This is a genomic window from Paenibacillus sp. Root52, from assembly GCF_001426865.1.
GTDB lineage: Bacteria > Bacillota > Bacilli > Paenibacillales > Paenibacillaceae > Paenibacillus.
In genome coordinates this window covers 60,399-79,661 of record NZ_LMFO01000032.1, presented here as the reverse complement: position 1 = coordinate 79,661, position 19,263 = coordinate 60,399, and the positions used below count along the sequence as shown (strand labels likewise).

Genomic DNA, 19,263 nt, shown 5'->3' with positions numbered 1-19,263 from the left:
AGCGCCACGGGTAGAAAAGCCGTCTTCGGACGGCTTTTTGTTTGCCTTTTTTTCGTAGAGAAGTTGAGAAAACAACCAAAATATTGGAAATAAACCCTATAGTTTAACAATCCACCCCCACTATAATAAGGACGTATCTTAGATACCCAATACAAGGAGGGATTTTGTAATGTTTAAATTTGTAAGGGGTTTCAAAACATCCATTGCTTTGGCTTTTGTGCTGTTGTTCACCTCCATTATGCTGCCTGTTGGTCAGCAAGTTAGCGCGGCACCTAGTTTTGCCAAAGGTGCGGACATTAGTTGGGTTCCCGGGATGGAAGCCCAAGGTTACAAATGGAAAGATAAGAACGGTGTTCAGCGAGACATCATTGATATTTTGAAAAAAGATTATCAGATCAATTCGGTTCGCATCCGTGTATTCGTTAATCCTTCAAATGATTATGGTAACGGTTACATGAATAAGGATCGTGCTGCCGCTCTGGCGCAACGTGCCAAAAATGCAGGCATGAGCGTAATGTTGACGCTACACTACAGTGATTCTTGGGCAGACCCGGGCAAACAGACCAAACCGGCTGCGTGGAAAAACTATACCTTCCAACAGCTAATGGACGCTGTCTGGAATCATACACGCGATGTAATGACTACGATGCAAAGCAAGGGCGTGACTCCTGACTGGGTACAGATCGGTAATGAAACGAATAACGGTATGTTATGGGAGGATGGCAAAGCCTCCAACAATATGAAAAACTACGCATGGCTTGTGAATACAGGTCATAACGCTGTAAAGTCCATTAGCAGCGGCACCAAAACAGCGGTTCATCTCGCCAATGGGGACGACAATAATCTGTATGTATGGAATATTGGAGGTCTGATCAGTAACGGTGCTAATTTTGACATGATTGCTATGTCCCTGTACCCTTCTCCATCCGGATGGAATACTGCGGTAACCAATACGATAAACAATGCCAAAAATCTGATTACTCGTTATGGTAAGGAGATCATGATCTCCGAAATCGGTATGGATAACAATCAACCGGCAATTGGAAAGAGTTTTGTGGCATCGATGAAAAATCAAATTCGTAATTTGCCCAATGGCAAAGGTAAAGGTGTGTTCTACTGGGAGCCTCAGGCCACACCAGGTTATAACAGTGGCTACGGCAAAGGCGCTTGGCAGGCTAATGGTGTGCCAACCATAATCATGGAAGGATTTATCGACTAAGCCACGGGAGCAGAGTAGGGGTTGGAGCAGCTTCGTGGTCGTTCCGGGGACGGATCGTTCTTCCGATCGCTGGTTGTCCCCGGATTTCTTGGATTCCCCTCTTAAGGGGAAAATCCGCGGACAAACGCGAGCGCTTCGCTTCTCCAGAATCGATTCCGTCCCCTCCACTACGTCGCTGCTCATGGGCTACTTCTGCAATCCATGTTGAGTCGATTATTGGAGAGGCAGGGTAGAATCATTTAATGGAAGCGCTATTGAACAACTTGTTCATACCAGTAAATGCATAGTAAAAACAAATTACATCACAACAATCGCCCGCACCTGTTCTCAGCTTGCGGGCGATTTCTTGTTCAGAACATTTTTTTCATTTCATAGTACTCCGCTGTTTTCTCATCGCCGCGTTCGCTATAAAACTGGATCAGGCTATTCAATGCGTTTTCGAACTTCACCTCGTAAGGCTGCTGTATGCTTAACGTCCATGAATACGGCTTATTTTCAAGTAACAAGCCTCTATATAGCTCCACCATTTGCTCAAGCATTTCCATTTTACTCTTATCTTCATTGTAACGTTCACTGAAATGATCGAACTCAAGCAAATCCAATTTCATGTCTTCGAGGCTCAGACTAATATTCCCTAGTCTGCTCTTAAGCACATGTTGGATTCCAAACGTGTTGAGTCGCTTCTTTAAGTAATATTGCGTTGTATATAAGTTTGCATAACCCTTTTCCATCGATAGCTCCGGCCATAAGTCATTGATGATTCGTTCTCTGGACACAGATTTGCCGTTCATGCATAACAAATAGGCGAACAACTCTTCTGTTTTTTTAGTTCTCCAATGTTCATCGATCATTTTTCCGTCAATGAATACAGCAAAATCACCAAAGCACTTGACCTCAATTTTGTGTCCAATGCTACTTTTGGTTCTAATCTTCTTTATTTTTTCTAATGTGACATAAAGCTGTTCGAACTTCACCGGCTTCACAAGGAAATCCAACGCTTTTGTTTCAAGCGTTTCGGTCACATAAGCATGATAAGCAGATGTAAAAACAAAATCCATATCTGGTCTTTTTTTAAACATCATCCCGAGCAAAGTTATGCCATCAGTCTCCGGCATTTCGATATCCAGAAAAGCTAGGTCAGGCTGTGTGTTGCTCAACTCATCCAAGGCTATTGCAGGATCTTCATACATTGCAACCACTTCGACACCAGCAATTTTCTCCAACTTGCTTTTCAAGTTCCGCAGCGCATAATATTCGTCGTCTATAATTATAACCTTCATGTCTGCTCCTTAATGGGCATAATGAAACGAACCGCCGTTCCTTTACCCTTCTCACTGACGATTTGAAGTTGTGTTCCATACTCGGCCACAAGCCGTGCGTTTATACTGGCAAGCCCTATGCCCTTACCCGCCGAATATTCAAGCAGTTTATCTTTGTCCGCCTCTTCTATACCAACACCGTCATCTTCTACCGCTATGAAGTAGCCCTGTTCAAGCTCATTGACCCTAATCGTGACTGTACCTGCGATTTTCCGTTTACGTATACCATGTTTAATCGCATTTTCCACCAATGGTTGGATCACCATACGTGGCACTTTTAATTGAATATTTGGATCAATCTCATAATTGACCATGACTTTATTCGGGAATCTGGCTTGCTCAATGCGAACATAAAACTTGACTGCATCCAGCTCCTCATCAATAGAAATATATCTTTCCGAATTACTGTAATCGAATATATTTCTTAGATAATGGGATAAATCGTTGACCAGGTTTCCCGCTTTTTCTTGATTTTCAGCAATAACGCCTTCGATCACGTTCAAGGTATTGTGAATAAAATGTGGATCCATCTGTGCGCGTATAAAAGCAAGCTCAAACTGCTTGGATTGAATCTCCGAATTTATATATAAAACATGATTGCGGTGCTTCTCTTCATTAAGAGCATTAATGATCTCTGCGAGCGAAAGAGCAAAAGCGATCGCCGAAACACAAGAAAGAAAAAATAAGTAATAATTCATAATGTAACTTTGAGGCAACATACCCAGAACCATCATATAAAATATGAGTACTGACACCAAACATAAGAGCCATGCGGTAATGAGATGCGGCGAACGAATGGTTTTGTTCCTTATTCCTTTAAACATAATAATAAAATAAAATACGTACATCAAAGTAGACGCACCTGCACCAAATGCCCCCAACTCTTTACTGACGAAAAGAAACAGCAATAACGTGATGGGGTAGAAACCAATGAGCAGCTTCAAACAAAAATCGATCTTGGGGAACCTGGTTTGGGTCTGAAAAATGGCTCTCATAAAAATCGCGATGGCAAGCGACATGAATATACCGATGCCCGTCGAATATTCCGCAAGCCAGTAGGCGTATTTAAAGCCGGTAATGTTCACAAGCCCTGTCATTACTGCATTCCACAACAAAGTTGTGAATACATAAAAGCAGGATTTGATAAATGTTTTATTTCTTATCGCTACGCCCATGAATAAGTTATAAAAAAACAAGGCCACAGCAATGCCGACCAAGATGCCCCCAGCCCAGACATTAATCATACTATTCTTTCTAAAGAGATCCTCATTTAAGATCCCTACAACAAAGTTTTGTCCGTACAGAGATTTGCTTGTCATGTATATGTATTGATTATGATCAAAATTAGATGGAATTTTAATTGCAGGGTAGACATAATTGATCTCATCGGAATTGCCCTTATAGGCGTATCCAAAATGCTTTGGTATGTAATCGTTACTTGTCGGGAGGTATATCGTTACATCTTCAAAAAGAGGGTTGTTTATCGTGAGGTAATTAACTTCATCCCCATTATACCGGTTTAATTTTATTTTGAACCATAATTGAACCGGGGAGTAGCCAACCTTAGAATAGTTGCTCGGTAAAGCTTCAAAGTGCTCGCTGACTTTAACATCGGACAAGGTCATGTTTCCTGATTGGTCTCGTAATATTTCCATACTGATCGTACCTTTGGATTGGTTCAGATCCTGAAAATAAATGATGAAAACAAAAGCGGTGCAAAGTGATATGGCTATAAATATAGTCATTACTTTCATGAAAAATGTAGTGGATTCGGATCTCATAAACAACTCCTCAGTAAACTCGAACGCTGTCGACTTATGGGGTAATTTTACCATGGTTCTGTCTATCCTACAAAAGGATTTGTTATAACGTATTGTACGAGCTGGTGCTTCGTCACGCCTGAAATTCACTTATATACTATAAAGAACGGACGTCGATCTATGGAGATCAGCGTCCGTTTTTTATGTTTAATCTATAACTATAGCGTATTACTTCGCTTCGCCAACTACAGTAAAGCGTTCGTTTTTGTGTTGCGGATTCTCGATCTCATCTACCAACGCAATGGCATAGTCTGCATAGCTAATGTAGCTGTTGCCTTCGCTGTTCACCATGATCACATCATTGCCTGCTTGATACTTACCGGTACGAACACCTTCTGGGTTGAAGAATCCAGCTGGGCTCAGGAATGTCCATTGAATACCAGAGGATGCTTGCAGATCCTCAAGGTTTTTACCTTGGTTCGTAGCTGTTGCTTTGTAAGCATCAGGGAAACCTGGGGATTCAAATACACGCAATGTTTTGGACTCGTCTGTGAACAGACTTCCTGCACCACCAACAACGATTAAGCGCGTATTAAGCGCATCCTTCAAAATGTTAATCAATGCTTGTCCTGCTTCAACATGGCGATGTTCTTGGCCTGGAGCTGCGCCGAATGCGTTAACGATAACGTCAAAACCTTTGATATCTTCTGCCGTAAGATCAAAAACTTCTTTTTCCAAAACGTTAAGGGACTTATCTTCCACTTTCGCTGCATTACGAACGATTGCTGTGACTTCATGCCCTCTGTCTACTGCTTCTTTCAAAATTACACTTCCTGCTTTACCCGTTGCACCGATAATTCCAATTTTCATCATAATCTCTCCTTCGGCTATGTGTTGATTTCCTAAAACTTATAATGTAACTATAGTTGTTACAACTAATCTTGTCAACACCTTAAATTTCATTAGTTGAACAGAAAAATATTGTTCGTTGCTCACTTCCTCGAAGCATTGCTTTCTATATATAGAAGAAGGGATTGTCTTTAGTATGTCGAATATACGTGTCTGTGATTACTAATTAACTTTACCTACGTCGAGCAACAGCTTGTTGAGAAGGAGCTGAGTGATATGAGCTTTGAAGATCAAGTCGCCATGATATTAAGACAGGCGAATCGTTCCGCTATTTCCACTGAAGCACTTATTCAAAAGATAGATACAACCCTCAATCATTTGATTGAGCGATTAATTCAGACAGGTACTCAAGCAACGGTTGACCGCAGGGAAGAAACTTCGCCTCACACCTGGGAGGTTACAGTTGGAGACTTTTCCTTCGTTTTATTTTCATCAGATATTTTGGAGGCGGCTGAAGAGAATGAAGACTATATCGAGGCGGTTGTCGAGGAACTCTTTATCCAAGAACTTGAGCATGCTGTTTCTGGCGAGTAAAAAAATTAGTGTACGTATATCGATGTCCTAAGGGGCATCGTTTTTTTTGCACACAAAAAAACCTCCATGGCGCAGTTGAACTACGCCATAGAGGTATGATCTAGCTAAATCTTAGCAATCTTTATCCGGTACGCCCGCTTCTTCACGTGTACGGAAAGAAGATCCACAGCCACATGTTGCTACTGCATTCGGGTTATGAATGGTAAATCCGCCGGTCATGCCAGACTCTTCAAAATCAATTTCGAGACCATTCAAATATTTCAGGTTCTCTTTCTCCACGACAACCTTCATATCCTGAATATCCATATAGAGATCCTCATCGGATTCTTTATCGTCAAAGCCCATGGCGTACGAAAATCCGGTACAACCCCCCGGTGCTACGCCAAGACGCAGGAACATGCCAGGTGTCTCTTGCTGTGCAAGCATTTCTTTCAATCGGTCAGCAGCCGTTTCGCTGATGTTAATCATGCCAGGTCACTCTCCTTTTTCATATATAATCATGTTCAAAAAGACATCCTTCGTAATCGTAAGCGAACTTTTTGAACAACTTTACATTAACTCTTCCTAAATTATACTCCACCCCGTCAAGGGCCTCAAGTGAAGTTTGCCCGTTTCCGCGTTCCTCCTGAACTCCTTTTTCTTCCCAGTGTATTGAACCCCCGGGACACGAGGTTTATAATGGATAGGTGGTCGCTCTGAAATGTCGATATTTTGTCATGACTTATTCAGATGATGGTCATAATTGGAGTTGTAATTTTTTTCACATTTCGAGACTGCAACGCAGTCCCCAATGCATATAGAGTCATTAGACTCCTTTTTCTCGAACAAATAAGTCATTGCACAATGCAGCATATGCTGCACCGGGTAAATAAGAGTTAGTTTAACAATAGAAGGCGGTAGTTGACCGCGTTTTTTCTATGTGAGCTTTTGCATCCATCCAGTTAGTGGTTTCAAGCTTCATTATACTGATGTAGCCCTGCAAACAGTCCTATACTACTTAATCCGGTTAAGAACAGGAGGAATAACAAATGTCTACATTAGTTACACCATTTACAGACAAAAGAATGGCCGAGATCGTCGAGAAGGTTCAAAATGGCGTAAGATTGAGCGTGGAAGACGGTGTCTATCTGTATGAGACAGATGACTTGCTCACGCTGGGTCAACTGGCTAACGAAGCCAACCTGCGGAAGAACGGTAAGAAAGTATATTTCATCGAGAACATGAGCCTTTATTTCACCAACGTATGCGAAGCTCGCTGCGCATTCTGTAATTTCCGTAAAGACCAAGGTGAAGAAGGCTCTTATACGTTGTCCGGTCAGGAAATGATTGATTATGTGGAAGAACATATTCATCCAGGCGTACGTGAGTTTCATATCGTAGGCGGGCATAATAATCATGTTCCTTTTCAATATTATGTCGACTCTTTGCGTGCTTTAAACGAAAAATATCCGGATGTCACGCTAAAAGCTTACACAGCTGCAGAGATCGATTTCTTCACTCGCATCAGTGGTCTGAGCATTAAGGAAGTTCTGCAAGAGCTGCAAAAAGCAGGTCTGAAATCACTGACTGGTGGCGGCGCGGAAATTCTGTCTGATGAGTATCGCAAAAAAATGCGTGTAGACAAAGCCAATGTTGATCGCTATCTCGAAGTACACCGCACTGCTCATAACCTAGGCATGCGTACTCATACGACCATGCTGTACGGATCCATTGAATCCTACGAGGATCGTGTGAATCACATGGTTCAAATTCGTGAGCTTCAAGATGAGACAAATGGTTTTATGGTGTTTATCCCGCTCTCCATGCAGCCTAAGAGCAAAAGCGCAAGCATCATGCGTCGTAACTCTGCTTACGAAGACCTCAAGACCATTGCGATCAGCCGTCTGATGCTCGATAACATCGACCATGTTAAAGCGTACTTCATTAATATTGGTCCACAATTAACACAAGTGGCTCTCAGCTTCGGTGCTTCCGATGTTCACGGTACAATTGTACGCGAGAAGATCAGCCATGCTGCAGGTGCACTCACACCAGAGGGATTAACTCGTAAAGAGCTGATCTGGTTAGTTAAGGGTGCTGGGCGCATCCCTGTTGAACGTGATACATTCTATAATGAAATTCAAGTATACGAGTAATATCTCATTTTACTTTTCTCAGCCAAATCCAAGCATTGAATCGCATTCAGGTAGGATATAGCTCGGCTGCTTCTTCCCAACAATTCGTTGTCTAGGTCAGCATTTTCGACTATATCTCCATTCCTGAAGTAATCTCCAGGGTTGTACCCACGGTACAATCGTGCTGCACGATATCTGTAATTTGAAATGCATATTTTCTAATTATCAAAATAAAAACAATGGAGCAGCTATGGAAGCATAGCTGCTCCACAGGTTGCAGCCCCGCTTAACGGGACTGATGCAGAAAGGAAGCCGAGTCATGAAAAATTTCGTCGTTCTCGGAGGCGGTTATGGTGGCCTCACGATTATCAAAGAACTTCTTGAAGGTAAAATTCCAGCAGACACACAAATCGTATTGGTGGATCGCAGCCCTTTTCAAGGACTAAAGACTGAATATTACGCACTCGCAGCAGGCACCGTATCCGATTACGACCTGCGCATCCAATTTCCAGTTCACGAAAAAGTTACGTACCGTTATGGAGAAGTAACGGCGATTGATCTGGAACAGCGTCAGATTGAATTTGAAGGCCAAGACCCTTTGGAATATGACAAACTGGTGATTGGTTTAGGTTGTACCGACCGTTTCCATAACACACCAGGAGCAGAGGAATTTAGCTGCACCATTCAGAGCTTCAGCAAAACAAGAGAAACGTATCTTCGTCTCAGCGAAGTAAAAGCTTATGGACAAGTACACATCGTTGGTGGCGGTCTAAGTGGTGTAGAGATAGCCGCAGAGCTTCGTGAGAGCAGACCCGATCTGAATATCAGCATCCTCGACCGTGGTGAACGTGTATTGTCCGCCTTCCCACAACGTCTATCTGCATATGTTCATGAATGGTTTGGCGAACATCAGGTCGAGACCCGTGGACATATTGCCATTTCCCGTCTTGAAGCAGATGGAATTTATAATCGGGATGAAGAAATTTTGACGGACGCCGTAGTATGGACTGCAGGAATCCAGCCGGTCAAAGTTGTACAAGACTTGGATGTCACTAAAGACCCCCAAGGCCGTGTTGTTCTTAACGAATATTATCAAATTCCTGAATATACAGATGTCTATGTTGTTGGTGACTGCGCTAGCGTACCTTACGCTCCAAGCGGTCAAGCAGCAGAAGTACAGGGTGAACAGATCGCTCATATTCAGCATGCCCTTTGGAAAGGTGAAAAGCCCAATCCACACCCTCTTAAGCTTCGCGGCACGTTAGGTGCGCTCGGTAAGAAGGCTGGTTTTGGGCTGATGGGCAAAACGTCCATGATGGGACGTGTGCCTCGTATTTTGAAAAGCGGTGTGCTCTGGATGTCCAAGCGTCATCTCGGTTAATCGAGATCCAGCTCACTCCAAGCATCGGCTTCAGCAATTTTGGCTAAGATGGCATTGTACAGATCTTCGACCTTGTCGGTAATGACTAATTCGCCATTCACCAGTGCAAAAGGAGTCATGTAACATTGGCCACAATTGCTGAGGCAGCCGTATTCAATCACATCATAATCTGGATTCTCCTCCAGTTGATCCATGATTTCATCGGTGCCAAAATGCATATTGTTAGCACAAAATTCAATAATTGGTCTCATTTCAGTTCACCTGCTTTGTTTGACCATTTTAATTTATGGTCATTTGTAATATAATATATAGAGGAAAGGAGTTGAACAATATGAGCGAAAACGCACAAAGCACCATGTATGATGAGGTATCTGATGTGCTTGATAAACTTCGTCCGTTCCTGCAACGCGATGGCGGTGACGTGGAACTGGTCGACGTGGAGGATGGCATCATTAAGCTGAAACTGGTCGGTGCCTGCGGCAGTTGCCCAAGCTCCACCATTACCTTAAAAGCCGGGATTGAACGCGCCCTTCTTGAAGAAGTTGAGGGTGTACAAGAAGTCGTACAAGTATTCTAATCAATCCTTCACGAAATAAACCTCAAGAGCCTTTCGCTTCACTTGAAGCGGAGGGCTCTTTTTTTGTGTCTATTTCTTACTTAGTATAGTTCACATTCTTAGCTCTACCGCTTCATATCTCATTGTTCTCTAGATCGTTGGACGAATCGGATCAAGTCCTCCAGACACATCCATTATGTTACCTGTAATAAAATCCGAATGGTCTAAGCAGAGGTACGTAATGACACGTGCAATATCTTCTCCACTGCCAGGACGTCCTCTTGGTGTTTCCTCGTCCCTAATCCCGGCAATCTCATCTATTGTTTTCTCTTTATTGGCGCCGCGAATATCACCAGGACATACCATATTCACGGTTATTCCGTAAGGTGCTTCTTCAACAGCTAATGTTTTGGTAAAAGAAACCAAGCCCACCTTCGCGGCCGCATATACAGCTCGATGAGGCCATGATCTAGCTTCTCCGGCATGACTGAATCCAAAATGGATTATGCGTCCCCACTGCTTACGGCGCATCTCTGGCAGCACATACTGATCAAGCAGCATGGGTCCAAGCAAATTACCCTGTACTAACATTTGTATTTCCGCTTCTGCATATTCGGCAAACAAACGGCGCTCACGGACAAATGGCCCTGCATTATTCACAAGGATATCAATGCTGCCGAGCTGTTCTTCCACTTGTTTAACCAAAAATGTAATCTCTTCGGTCTTCGAAATGTCAGCCTGGATTGCAATACAATTAACGCCTTTGGCTATAATCTGCGCCTGAAGCTCCTCTGCTTCGAGTCGGCTATTCACGTAATTCAGGGCAATATGACATCCCTGATCGGCCAGACTGAGGGCTGTCATTTTTCCAAGGCCTTTGGCACTTCCCGTTATGAGGGCAATCTTCCCCTTCACGTCCATCCCCCTCTTCAAAGAGCAGTCATTCATTAGTATAAAAGATTTATCATCCCCTCACAACTTGCATATTTTCTCTTGCCCATCTTATTTGCAAAAAAGTGTAAACCTCAGACTAAATACTTATATTCCCAGCCTTTACTTTGATATCAATTAGGTCTTAAGAAGTAAAATACCCCCTAAATAACCATATATACCTTGTCTGTTAAGGGTGCCTATGGTAATGTCTATAAGTCGTTTCTTTCTGTGAAAGTAATGACACAATACATATGATCATGTAAATATAAGCATTACATGGCACCTCTGAAAGGACTTATAGTAATGATGAAAAAATGTGTAGCATCCCTTATCGCAATACTGCTGGTATTTACATTACAAGCCCCCTTCTCCATCATAGCCTCAGCAGAAAGTGACAGCACCATCGAAGATTATCAATGGTTAGACGGACCACGCGATGTCGTTCTCGACAACAAAGCCTCCCTAAAACTGGTTGAAGGACTTACCTTTTTAGATGCAGCCAACACGCAACGTTTCATGGAAGACACTGAATCCTTCCCGAACGGGACAGAGATCGGTAGTATCTATGGAGCCGGCGAGAATTCGAACTGGTACGTGATCTTCGAGTACAACGACCCTGGACATATTGACGACAGTGACAAGGACAATCTCGATGCTGAAGAGCTCCTAGACAGTTACAAACGAGGTACAGAGGAACAGAATGAGCGAACCACTCCTGATAACCAACTGTTTATTACTGGGTGGGACATTGAACCGACATATGATAGTTCCAAACACCATCTGCTGTACTCCATTGGTCTGAAGGATGCTCAGCAGGAAGCCCTCGTTAATTACAATGTGAATGTACTGACACGTGAAGGCTATATCGGAGTTATTTTAGTTACCGACAGTGCTAACTTCGAGGAAAACCGAAGACTGTTTGAGGACAGTGTTCTCTCCAATCTTACCGTCACTGCGGGGAACAAGTATGAAGAATTTGATGCTTCTATCGACAAAAAATCAGAACTCGGTCTTACCAGCCTGATCCTTGGTGGTGCAGGAGTTGCTGTTGCCAAAAAAGTAGGATTGTTATTGTTGCTCAAAAAAGGATGGTTTGTGATCGTCGCTCTAGTCGTTGGTGCATTCGGATGGCTACGTAATAAGCTGACTAGACGCAAAAAAAATGATGGTGAGCATCCTACGGATGAAATCTCTCCTTCTCCTGCTGAACAGGCATATCAACAGCATGCCGCTGGGCAGGAATCCATTGAGCACACCCATTCATCCACTGCCGATCATTCAGAGAATGACCCGAATAAGCGCTAATCGCTCCACCCACACTAATGTATCACACGCAAAAGCCCTACATCCTTGTTTATAAGGTGTAGGGCTTTTCTGTTTTAAACGGCACTCGGTAATATCATTCAACATCAATGATATACGTGCTCGACTCTCTATGTTTCGTTCGTTAAGTTATCCCTTAAAATGCAGGTTCAACTGCACCTTGGTAACGCTCTTTGATGAATGTTTTTACTGCTTCGGAATTCAGAGCTTCTGCCAGTTTCTTAATAGCATCTGCGTCTTTATTATCTTCACGAGCTACAAGAATGTTAGCATAAGGGTTACCTTGCAGATCCTCGATTAGAAGAGCATCTTTTTCTGGATTCAGATTCGCTTCCAGTGCATAGTTGGCATTAATGAATACCAGATCTGCTTCATCCAGTTGACGAGGCATCATCGCTGCATCCAACTCAATGATCTCCAAGTTTTTCGGATTTTCAGTAATGTCTTGCAGTGTTGACGAGATGTTTGTATTGTCTTTAAGCGTAATCAGACCTTCTTTTGCAAGCAACAACAATGCACGGCCACCATTGGATGGGTCATTCGGGATTGCAACTTTTGCGCCGTCTTTCAATTCATCCAGTGATTTGATCTTTTTGGAGTAACCACCAAAAGGCTCTACGTGTACAGGAGTTACAGTAACGAGATTAAAGCCACGTGCTGCATTTTCTGCATCTAGATAAGGTTGGTGTTGGAAGAAGTTAGCATCCAATTGTTTGTCAGCCAGTTGTTGATTCGGTTGAACGTAATCATTAAATGTTACAACTTGCAAACGAATGCCTGCTGCTTCAAGTTCAGGCTTGATACTTTCTAGAATTTCAGCATGAGGTGTAGGGGATGCTCCCACTTTCAGTTCAACGGTACGTGGTGCGCCAGCAGAATTGTCTGCACCGCTATCTGCATCCTTGTTGTTTCCGCATGCTGCTAGTACTGCAATCAGCATAATACTTAGTAGAGCAAATGACCATTTTTTCATTTGTAAAACCCCTTCTCTAATAATTTTTTTGCATGCAGCATCCTTATCCAATTTGATAAGAGCGAGTCATGCTGTCTATGTGTTATTTCCTGGTGAACAATTTAACTAGACGATCTCCAAACATCTGAAGTACCTGTACTAAAATAACAATCAATACTACCGCGACAAGCATGACTTCTGTCTGATAACGATAGTAACCATAGTTGATCGCCAGTGTTCCAAGGCCACCACCACCAACCATACCTGCCATCGCCGTATAGGAAACCAACGTAACAATGGTAATGGTTATACCTGCAAGCAAACCGGGCAGTGCCTCTGGTAGCAGAACACGTCTTACAATCTGCCCTGTAGAGGCTCCCATCGCTTGTGCAGCTTCTATAACACCACGATCTACCTCACGTAAAGTCGTCTCCACAATCCTCGCGAAGTAAGGTGCTGCTGCAATGACAAGTGGTGGGATTGTCCCTAGTACACCTGTAGCCGTCCCAACAAGTGCGCGAGTAACGGGAAGTAGAGCAACAATTAGAATGATGAATGGAACAGATCGCAATATATTGACAATAACCGACAGAATCGAGTAAACGAGAATTGATTTTGCCGATTGGGATCTTGCCGTCATGAAGAGTAGCACACCTAATGGTAAGCCGATAATTACAGTAAACAGACCTGATACAAGAAGAATCTGCAGTGTCTCAATAGACGCTTTGCCGACCTCTTCCCAATGTACAGTTGAAAAATCCATGTTAACGAAGCACCTCCACATCAAGTCCCTGCTCAACTAATTCACGGGTAGTTGAGCTAATCGCAGCAGAATCTCCCTCGAAACGAACGATAAGCTGTCCATAAGGGACTTGTTTGATCGTAGAGATTGTTCCTTGCAGAATCGCGAAATCAACGCCGGTTTTGCGAACGGTTCGTGACAGAATAGCTTCATACGTCTTCTGCCCCAAGAACGAAATCTTCACCAACTGTGATTGTTCGCCATTCTTACGGCTATTCTCTGAGCTTGCCAAACCTTCCTCTTCAAGTAACAATAAATCAGTCGCCTGACCTTGTTGCATGAAATCTCGTGTGATGGCATGCTGCGGCTTGAGGAATACTTCCGTAACTGGCCCCTGTTCAACGATGCCGCCCTGATGAATAACTGCAACCTGATCACAGATACTCTGGATTACGTGCATTTCATGGGTGATCAGCACAATCGTTAATTCATACTTCTGGTTAATATCAAGAAGCAGCTTTAGAATAGAACTTGTTGTCTGTGGATCAAGAGCAGACGTCGCTTCATCACAGAGCAGGACATCTGGATCACTGGCGAGTGCACGTGCAATGCCAACCCGTTGCTTCTGTCCTCCTGACAATTGTGCAGGATACTTGTTGCTATGCTGTTCAAGTCCGACCAAGGTGAGCATTTCCTTTACCTTACGGTCGATCTCCGCTTTGGGCGTATTGACCAATTTCAGTGGAAATGCAACATTGTCGTAGACCGTAGCAGATGAGAGAAGGTTGAAATGCTGAAAGATCATGCCGATCTTACCCCGCTGACGCTGCAATTCCGACTTGCTCAGACTGGTCAAGTTCACTCCATTAACCCACACTTCACCTTCAGTAGGTCGCTCCAATAGATTGATACATCGAATCAATGTACTTTTACCAGCACCGGAATGCCCAATGACTCCAAAGATCTCGCCTTTGCGTACATTCAGATTCAGATCCGCAAGCGCAGTCGTCGCCTTTGCGCCCCTACCATATGTTTTGGTTATTCCCTTTAATTCAATCAAGTAATACTCTCCTTCCCACTGCCTACACCTATCTTTACCCGAAAGAGAGGAAAACTCCCATTCATGCAATAAAAAAAGAACCCTTTGCAGAAACTGAAAGGGTTCTTCGCTTGAAAGAATATACCTTCTCATCTGCCAAAATCGCGCTTAACGCCATTTTGTAGGAATTAGCACCTAACATCTATAAAGAATGACACGTTTGCCATTGTCGTTATAAATCGGTTGCCGGGCTTCATCGGGCCTGTCCCTCCGCCGCTCTCGATAAGAAATATGATATTGTAAGATTGTATAAGTTCGTGTAATTCCGCAGTTATACTGTTCAGATAATTCATGTTGAAACATGTTACATTTAATGTCCTATTAGGAACTCAGTATAATCCAAGTATTCCGATTTGTCAAAGGTAAATATTATGCTTTTAACCCGTTAGTAAGCTCTCTAAAACCTTGTTGATACCACATTTTATTAATGTATCCATAAGACGCCTTCAAAGTAATACACACCATATCTAATCCTTGACGCAATTCATTCAAATGCTGATCCAAGTCCTCCAGCTTCACTTTCCCCTGTAACGTCTGATGCAGTTGCCACAAATCATCTTGCATCTCAGAATTCATGTAATGAATCTCCATGTTTCTGCGTTTACGTAATTTGCTCATTGGCTCTCGGTATACATCCTTGATCTCAGTCAGCTTAACAGCTAGTTCCGAATGCTGCTTCGCATATCCAAACTGTCGCAACACGGTAAAATAAGAGAAATGCGTTTTTACTTTGGTTGTATTGAGCTGAAACAGTTCATTCAGCACCGTTCCTGTCTTGTCCAAAATGGCAAAGCAACGAATGAATCCATCCTTGTAAAAATAAACATACCGTGCGTATTCCGCCTTTTCTTCACTGGTCATGTCTTCTGTAGAACCTGCTTTTACCTTTTTCCGAAAATGAGATGCTGCAAAGCAACTCTGCTCCAGTTCATCCAACGAAGAAATTAACCCCTGCGTCCATACATATAACTTCCTATAATCATGCGATGGGTCTTGGTTCTTCTCCAGTTGTCGTTGCAGTAACTCCAAAGTCTCCACCATTGAGTCAATAGCTTCCTCCAAAATACCCTCATTTTGGCGCGGCGGTTCGCCTAGCAACGTTCGCAGCATATACAGCCTCCTCTTTGCATTCTGCTGATCATGGGATGCTTAATCATGTTAAACAAAATCGGGATCAGAGTAAATGCATGAATGCTGCTTCGCTTAGGTTGCCCTGTCATGCCTAACATCAAACAAAGTCCACCTCTCCAATGATCTACATCATTGAAAGGCAGACTCTGTACGTTGTAACGATATAACTTCTTATATCTTGAATCTGTATACTTGATTTAGAAACGATTAACTGGACGATGCAGCTTGTATACAAGGAAACTCATGTATGTTAGAACTCCGAACAGTATGGCAATATCCAACATGTGAGCAAGCGCAACGAACATGTACACTTCTGGGCGCCCGATCGTAAGCATCATCACGAATCCAATCAAAACTTGGAGCAAGATGAGCACTACAGCGATAACACCTAATCTCCGAAGTTCGGTGTTATCCGGGTGTTTGCGATATGCATAATGACCCAAAATCGCGATGACAATAACCAAGGATAATGCAGCCAAACGGTGAGCGAATGCTACAGCTACCCCTCCGGACAACTCGGGAACAACCTGTCCATTACATAATGGGAAACCAGAACAGCCTCCCGCTGAGTCGGTATGGCTCACGAACGCACCTGTGTACACAACGAGATACGTGTAAACAGTGGAAAACCAGACCAGATTACGGAAGCCTTTGGTTACCCGAGGGTAATTATTCAATCTTTCCAGTCCTCCGTGACGCGCCTCCTGCCTTATTCCCAGCGCCATCATTAGAGAACTTGCGAAGGCTATGATCGAGAATCCAAAGTGCAGCGCCATAACGGCGGAAGATTGGGAGAACACCACGGCAAAGGCTCCCATGATTCCCTGGACAATAACAAAAATGAGCGTTAGTAATGAGAACAATTGTAGATCTCGGCGAGACTTACCAAACCGTAAAAATGCTACAAAAGAGGCAATCGACAGCAGACCTGCCAATGCGCTTACGGCACGATGTGAGTATTCAATTAGGGATGCTACCGTATGTGCTGGAACAAGCTTTCCGTTACACAAAGGCCACTCTGTGCCACAACCTAATCCGGATTCCGTCTTAGTAACAATGCCCCCACCGAATGTCGCCAGGAACATTACAAGACAAGTTAATACGGTTAACCACTTAAACAAGGTTAAATGCTTCAATTTTTTCTCACCTGCTGTTGGTTTAAGATGGCGAAAAACATCGTTTCTCGCTTGATTCAGTACTTTGACACGTAATTCACAACTAAACTCATTATACCGGATAAAAGTGTCATTGACGCCGCGCTTTGTGACAAAATGTTAACGTCTGTTTAAAAAATGACCAGAAGGTCATTTTAGTTCAAATTTTAGACACAAGCGTTTATTTCATGCTTCTGCAATTTGTATGAATACTGTATGTATAGGTTCATACCCACATCTTAATAGTGTTCTCCTGAACTTTAACGAACATACCAACAGCCACCTCTCTGATGATGGAAAAGTGGCTGTTAACATATGTAACCTTTAAAATGGATTGTGTTATTTGTGGATAGTTTTATACACTTCAACAGCACGATCAAGAAACTGCTCAATCTCTTCTCTAGATTTACGAAGCTTATTCACATAACGAACCAGCTCGCGTCCATCTGTATACGCCACAAAACTCGGTATGCCGAGGATGTTTTGTTCTTCGCTAACTGTCCCCACTTGATCAACATCAACCTCAACCAGTGTAAGCTCATGAGCATACTTGTCCTCTACCTCAGGCATAAATGGATCGATGTATTTACAATCTCCACACCAATCAGCTTTAAATACAGCTACGGTCAATCTCGGAGATTGAATCGCTACATCAAATTCAGGTTTGGAAGTTATTTGTTCCATGATCACATCTTCCTTTCTTTTCCTTGTCTTACCCTAAGTGAAGCAAATTGCCGAGTGGAAGTCAAATATTCAGTACATACTGAGGTTAGAGCAATCATGAGAAAGGATGACGAGCAATGCATACTCACAAAACAGATTCGCCTCCACTGGAGTCCTTTTTTCACATTGTGCGTTCCATTCCTGGTGCGGCGAGGGAAGTCTGGCGTGGCAAACAGGCGGCGTGGCAAGCCTCCAATCAACTACGTCATCCTTTACGTGATTTGGCTTGGCAATCTGATGTCGCCCAATCCTTGCAAGAAGAAGTTGAACGATTATTGTCTGGAACGGAATCGGCTGCTGCTAGACATGCCCGGAGTGCGATTGTATGTGAAGAGGACTGCATTATTTTAGAAGAAATCCATAGACTGACGGCAGAGCATAATCGAAGCAATATTACCCGCACAGCAGCCTATCTGGAATGTTATGAACAGTATCCTGAGCTTCATTGGGCGCTGCTGGCTCATATGGTTTCACGCAACGGTGGATACCATATGACCGATCTACAGAGTGGTCTAATGCACAACCTGCAAAGTCAAACCGATCGAGAACATATGTATCGCATGCTGGAGCGTTGTAATGCGCTTATCTTCCAAGATGCCTATCCTCAATTATTGTTGTACATGAACAGCCGTAGACTGGGACGAAGTTGTTTTCACCTCCTGCCCTATTTCCATATCTCCGTCTTTATGACTCCCTTTTGGGAACGATTTTGGCTGGAACGATGCAGCTCGTTGCTTAGTGTGGCATTAATTATTAATGAGCAGAACTATATTGAGAGCCGGGTTGTGCAGCATCCTTATTTCAAAAAAGAAGTGCTGTCCAAGCCTGCCTTTCATCTGCATAACCTGGCTGGGCTTAATCATATCGTATTTCCACTCGGACGTGGCAAAGGACTTACGGGTCGAGTCATTGAACATTTCGGCAAGCTTGATGAACGTATTATGTTTGGAAAAAGCCTGTATGCTATGCTGTTCGGTACCCAGCAAGTATTGACGCAAGTACTAGAATTCGCCCGTGCCGTACCCCATCGCGGATCGCGTGCCGAATATTGGCCAGGCTTGTTCACAGCCCACGAGGAGCATGCTGGAAAGAATGAGTTTTATAGCAAGGAATTATTGGAGCTGGAATGGCTGCCAGAGGGTCAGCGACTATACAGCCCTGAGTTACTCGCTGTGTGGCAAGACACACCCTATGAACCGATTACAAGACAGGACTGGCTCCAGAGTAGGGATTGCCTTGGCCATCTAACCGCACCACGTCGACCATGGCTATTCGAGATGAGTCACGAACACCGATATGGGTTGCTCAAAACTGCGGCAGCTCATGATGCCAAAACTTTATTACATTAAGTCTCATCACATCTTATTAAGAAACAACATAGCAAAGCAATCTATATCCAGAGCTTGCTTTCTCT

The 19,263-nt window shown here is 43.4% G+C and carries 19 protein-coding genes and 1 riboswitch; of the genes, 7 read left to right on the top strand and 12 right to left on the bottom strand.

Annotation, left to right across the window (positions count from 1 at the left end; translation table 11 throughout):
* Positions 1–238: 238 nt before the first annotated feature.
* Positions 239–1,219: a glycoside hydrolase family 53 protein gene (locus ASD24_RS26625; RefSeq protein WP_235540915.1), complete on the top strand. Its 981-nt coding sequence runs from the start codon at positions 239–241 to the stop codon at positions 1,217–1,219.
* 350 nt (positions 1,220–1,569) lie between these two features.
* On the opposite strand, the gene ASD24_RS26620 is transcribed toward ASD24_RS26625, so the two are convergent.
* From ASD24_RS26620 to ASD24_RS26610, 3 genes are all read right to left on the bottom strand, one after another.
* Positions 1,570–2,499 (bottom strand): response regulator, encoded by a 930-nt coding sequence (locus tag ASD24_RS26620; protein ID WP_056702374.1) that lies wholly within the window; start codon positions 2,497–2,499, stop codon positions 1,570–1,572.
* Positions 2,496–4,193: a histidine kinase gene (locus ASD24_RS26615; RefSeq protein WP_235540892.1), complete on the bottom strand. Its 1,698-nt coding sequence runs from the start codon at positions 4,191–4,193 to the stop codon at positions 2,496–2,498. Before ASD24_RS26615 ends, ASD24_RS26620 begins: the two co-directional genes overlap by 4 nt.
* A gap of 333 nt (positions 4,194–4,526) precedes the next feature.
* Positions 4,527–5,168, bottom strand: a complete 642-nt coding sequence (locus ASD24_RS26610) for an NAD(P)-dependent oxidoreductase (protein ID WP_056702370.1) — start codon at positions 5,166–5,168, stop codon at positions 4,527–4,529.
* A 255-nt stretch (positions 5,169–5,423) separates the two neighbouring features.
* Here ASD24_RS26610 and ASD24_RS26605 point away from each other — a divergent pair, with 255 nt between their 5' ends.
* Positions 5,424–5,741: a hypothetical protein gene (locus tag ASD24_RS26605; RefSeq protein ID WP_056702368.1), complete on the top strand. Its 318-nt coding sequence runs from the start codon at positions 5,424–5,426 to the stop codon at positions 5,739–5,741.
* Positions 5,742–5,852: 111 nt separating this feature from the next.
* Here the strand turns inward: ASD24_RS26605 and ASD24_RS26600 are convergent, their stop codons facing one another.
* Positions 5,853–6,209 carry a HesB/IscA family protein gene (locus ASD24_RS26600; RefSeq protein WP_056702365.1) on the bottom strand — a complete coding sequence of 119 codons (357 nt, stop codon included), beginning with the start codon at positions 6,207–6,209 and terminating at the stop codon, positions 5,853–5,855.
* 560 nt (positions 6,210–6,769) lie between these two features.
* On the opposite strand from ASD24_RS26600, the gene mqnE reads away from it, so the two are divergent.
* Positions 6,770–7,876, top strand: coding sequence for an aminofutalosine synthase MqnE (gene mqnE / locus ASD24_RS26595; RefSeq protein ID WP_056702363.1), 1,107 nt, complete (start codon positions 6,770–6,772; stop codon positions 7,874–7,876).
* Between the two features lie 298 nt (positions 7,877–8,174).
* Positions 8,175–9,236 (top strand): NAD(P)/FAD-dependent oxidoreductase, encoded by a 1,062-nt coding sequence (locus tag ASD24_RS26590; RefSeq protein ID WP_056702361.1) that lies wholly within the window; start codon positions 8,175–8,177, stop codon positions 9,234–9,236.
* Here ASD24_RS26590 and ASD24_RS26585 read toward each other — a convergent pair.
* Positions 9,233–9,487: a YuzB family protein gene (locus ASD24_RS26585; RefSeq protein WP_056702359.1), complete on the bottom strand. Its 255-nt coding sequence runs from the start codon at positions 9,485–9,487 to the stop codon at positions 9,233–9,235. The two genes, ASD24_RS26590 and ASD24_RS26585, sit on opposite strands and share 4 nt — an antisense overlap.
* Before the next feature lie 80 nt (positions 9,488–9,567).
* Between ASD24_RS26585 and ASD24_RS26580 the strand changes: the two genes are divergently transcribed.
* The gene (locus ASD24_RS26580) at positions 9,568–9,813 is read left to right on the top strand and encodes a NifU family protein (protein ID WP_053783253.1); all 246 of its coding nucleotides are present in this window, start codon (positions 9,568–9,570) and stop codon (positions 9,811–9,813) included.
* A gap of 129 nt (positions 9,814–9,942) precedes the next feature.
* Here the strand turns inward: ASD24_RS26580 and ASD24_RS26575 are convergent, their stop codons facing one another.
* A complete protein-coding gene (locus tag ASD24_RS26575) occupies positions 9,943–10,707 on the bottom strand; it encodes an SDR family oxidoreductase (RefSeq protein WP_056702357.1) in 765 nt (254 codons plus the stop codon).
* A 321-nt stretch (positions 10,708–11,028) separates the two neighbouring features.
* Between ASD24_RS26575 and ASD24_RS26570 the strand changes: the two genes are divergently transcribed.
* Positions 11,029–12,030, top strand: a complete 1,002-nt coding sequence (locus tag ASD24_RS26570; RefSeq protein WP_056702355.1) for a DUF2167 domain-containing protein — start codon at positions 11,029–11,031, stop codon at positions 12,028–12,030.
* 154 nt (positions 12,031–12,184) lie between these two features.
* Here the strand turns inward: ASD24_RS26570 and ASD24_RS26565 are convergent, their stop codons facing one another.
* The 6 genes from ASD24_RS26565 to ASD24_RS26540 all read right to left on the bottom strand — a co-directional run bounded on the left by ASD24_RS26565 (position 12,185) and on the right by ASD24_RS26540 (position 17,810).
* Positions 12,185–13,021, bottom strand: a complete 837-nt coding sequence (locus ASD24_RS26565) for a MetQ/NlpA family ABC transporter substrate-binding protein (RefSeq protein ID WP_056702353.1) — start codon at positions 13,019–13,021, stop codon at positions 12,185–12,187.
* An 82-nt stretch (positions 13,022–13,103) separates the two neighbouring features.
* Positions 13,104–13,763, bottom strand: coding sequence for a methionine ABC transporter permease (locus tag ASD24_RS26560; protein WP_082560583.1), 660 nt, complete (start codon positions 13,761–13,763; stop codon positions 13,104–13,106).
* Position 13,764: 1 nt separating this feature from the next.
* On the bottom strand, positions 13,765–14,802 hold the full coding sequence (locus ASD24_RS26555; protein WP_056702348.1) for a methionine ABC transporter ATP-binding protein: 1,038 nt from the start codon (positions 14,800–14,802) through the stop codon (positions 13,765–13,767).
* Positions 14,803–14,927: 125 nt separating this feature from the next.
* Positions 14,928–15,070: riboswitch (SAM riboswitch) on the bottom strand.
* A gap of 140 nt (positions 15,071–15,210) precedes the next feature.
* The gene (locus tag ASD24_RS26550; protein ID WP_056702346.1) at positions 15,211–15,951 is read right to left on the bottom strand and encodes a Cthe_2314 family HEPN domain-containing protein; all 741 of its coding nucleotides are present in this window, start codon (positions 15,949–15,951) and stop codon (positions 15,211–15,213) included.
* A 218-nt stretch (positions 15,952–16,169) separates the two neighbouring features.
* Entirely contained in the window at positions 16,170–17,057 is an 888-nt protein-coding gene (locus ASD24_RS26545; protein ID WP_235540913.1) for a COX15/CtaA family protein, read from the bottom strand.
* Between the two features lie 408 nt (positions 17,058–17,465).
* Positions 17,466–17,810: a thioredoxin family protein gene (locus ASD24_RS26540; protein ID WP_056702342.1), complete on the bottom strand. Its 345-nt coding sequence runs from the start codon at positions 17,808–17,810 to the stop codon at positions 17,466–17,468.
* A 116-nt stretch (positions 17,811–17,926) separates the two neighbouring features.
* Here ASD24_RS26540 and ASD24_RS26535 point away from each other — a divergent pair, with 116 nt between their 5' ends.
* Positions 17,927–19,198, top strand: a complete 1,272-nt coding sequence (locus ASD24_RS26535; protein WP_056702341.1) for a DUF2515 family protein — start codon at positions 17,927–17,929, stop codon at positions 19,196–19,198.
* Positions 19,199–19,263 lie beyond the last annotated feature (65 nt).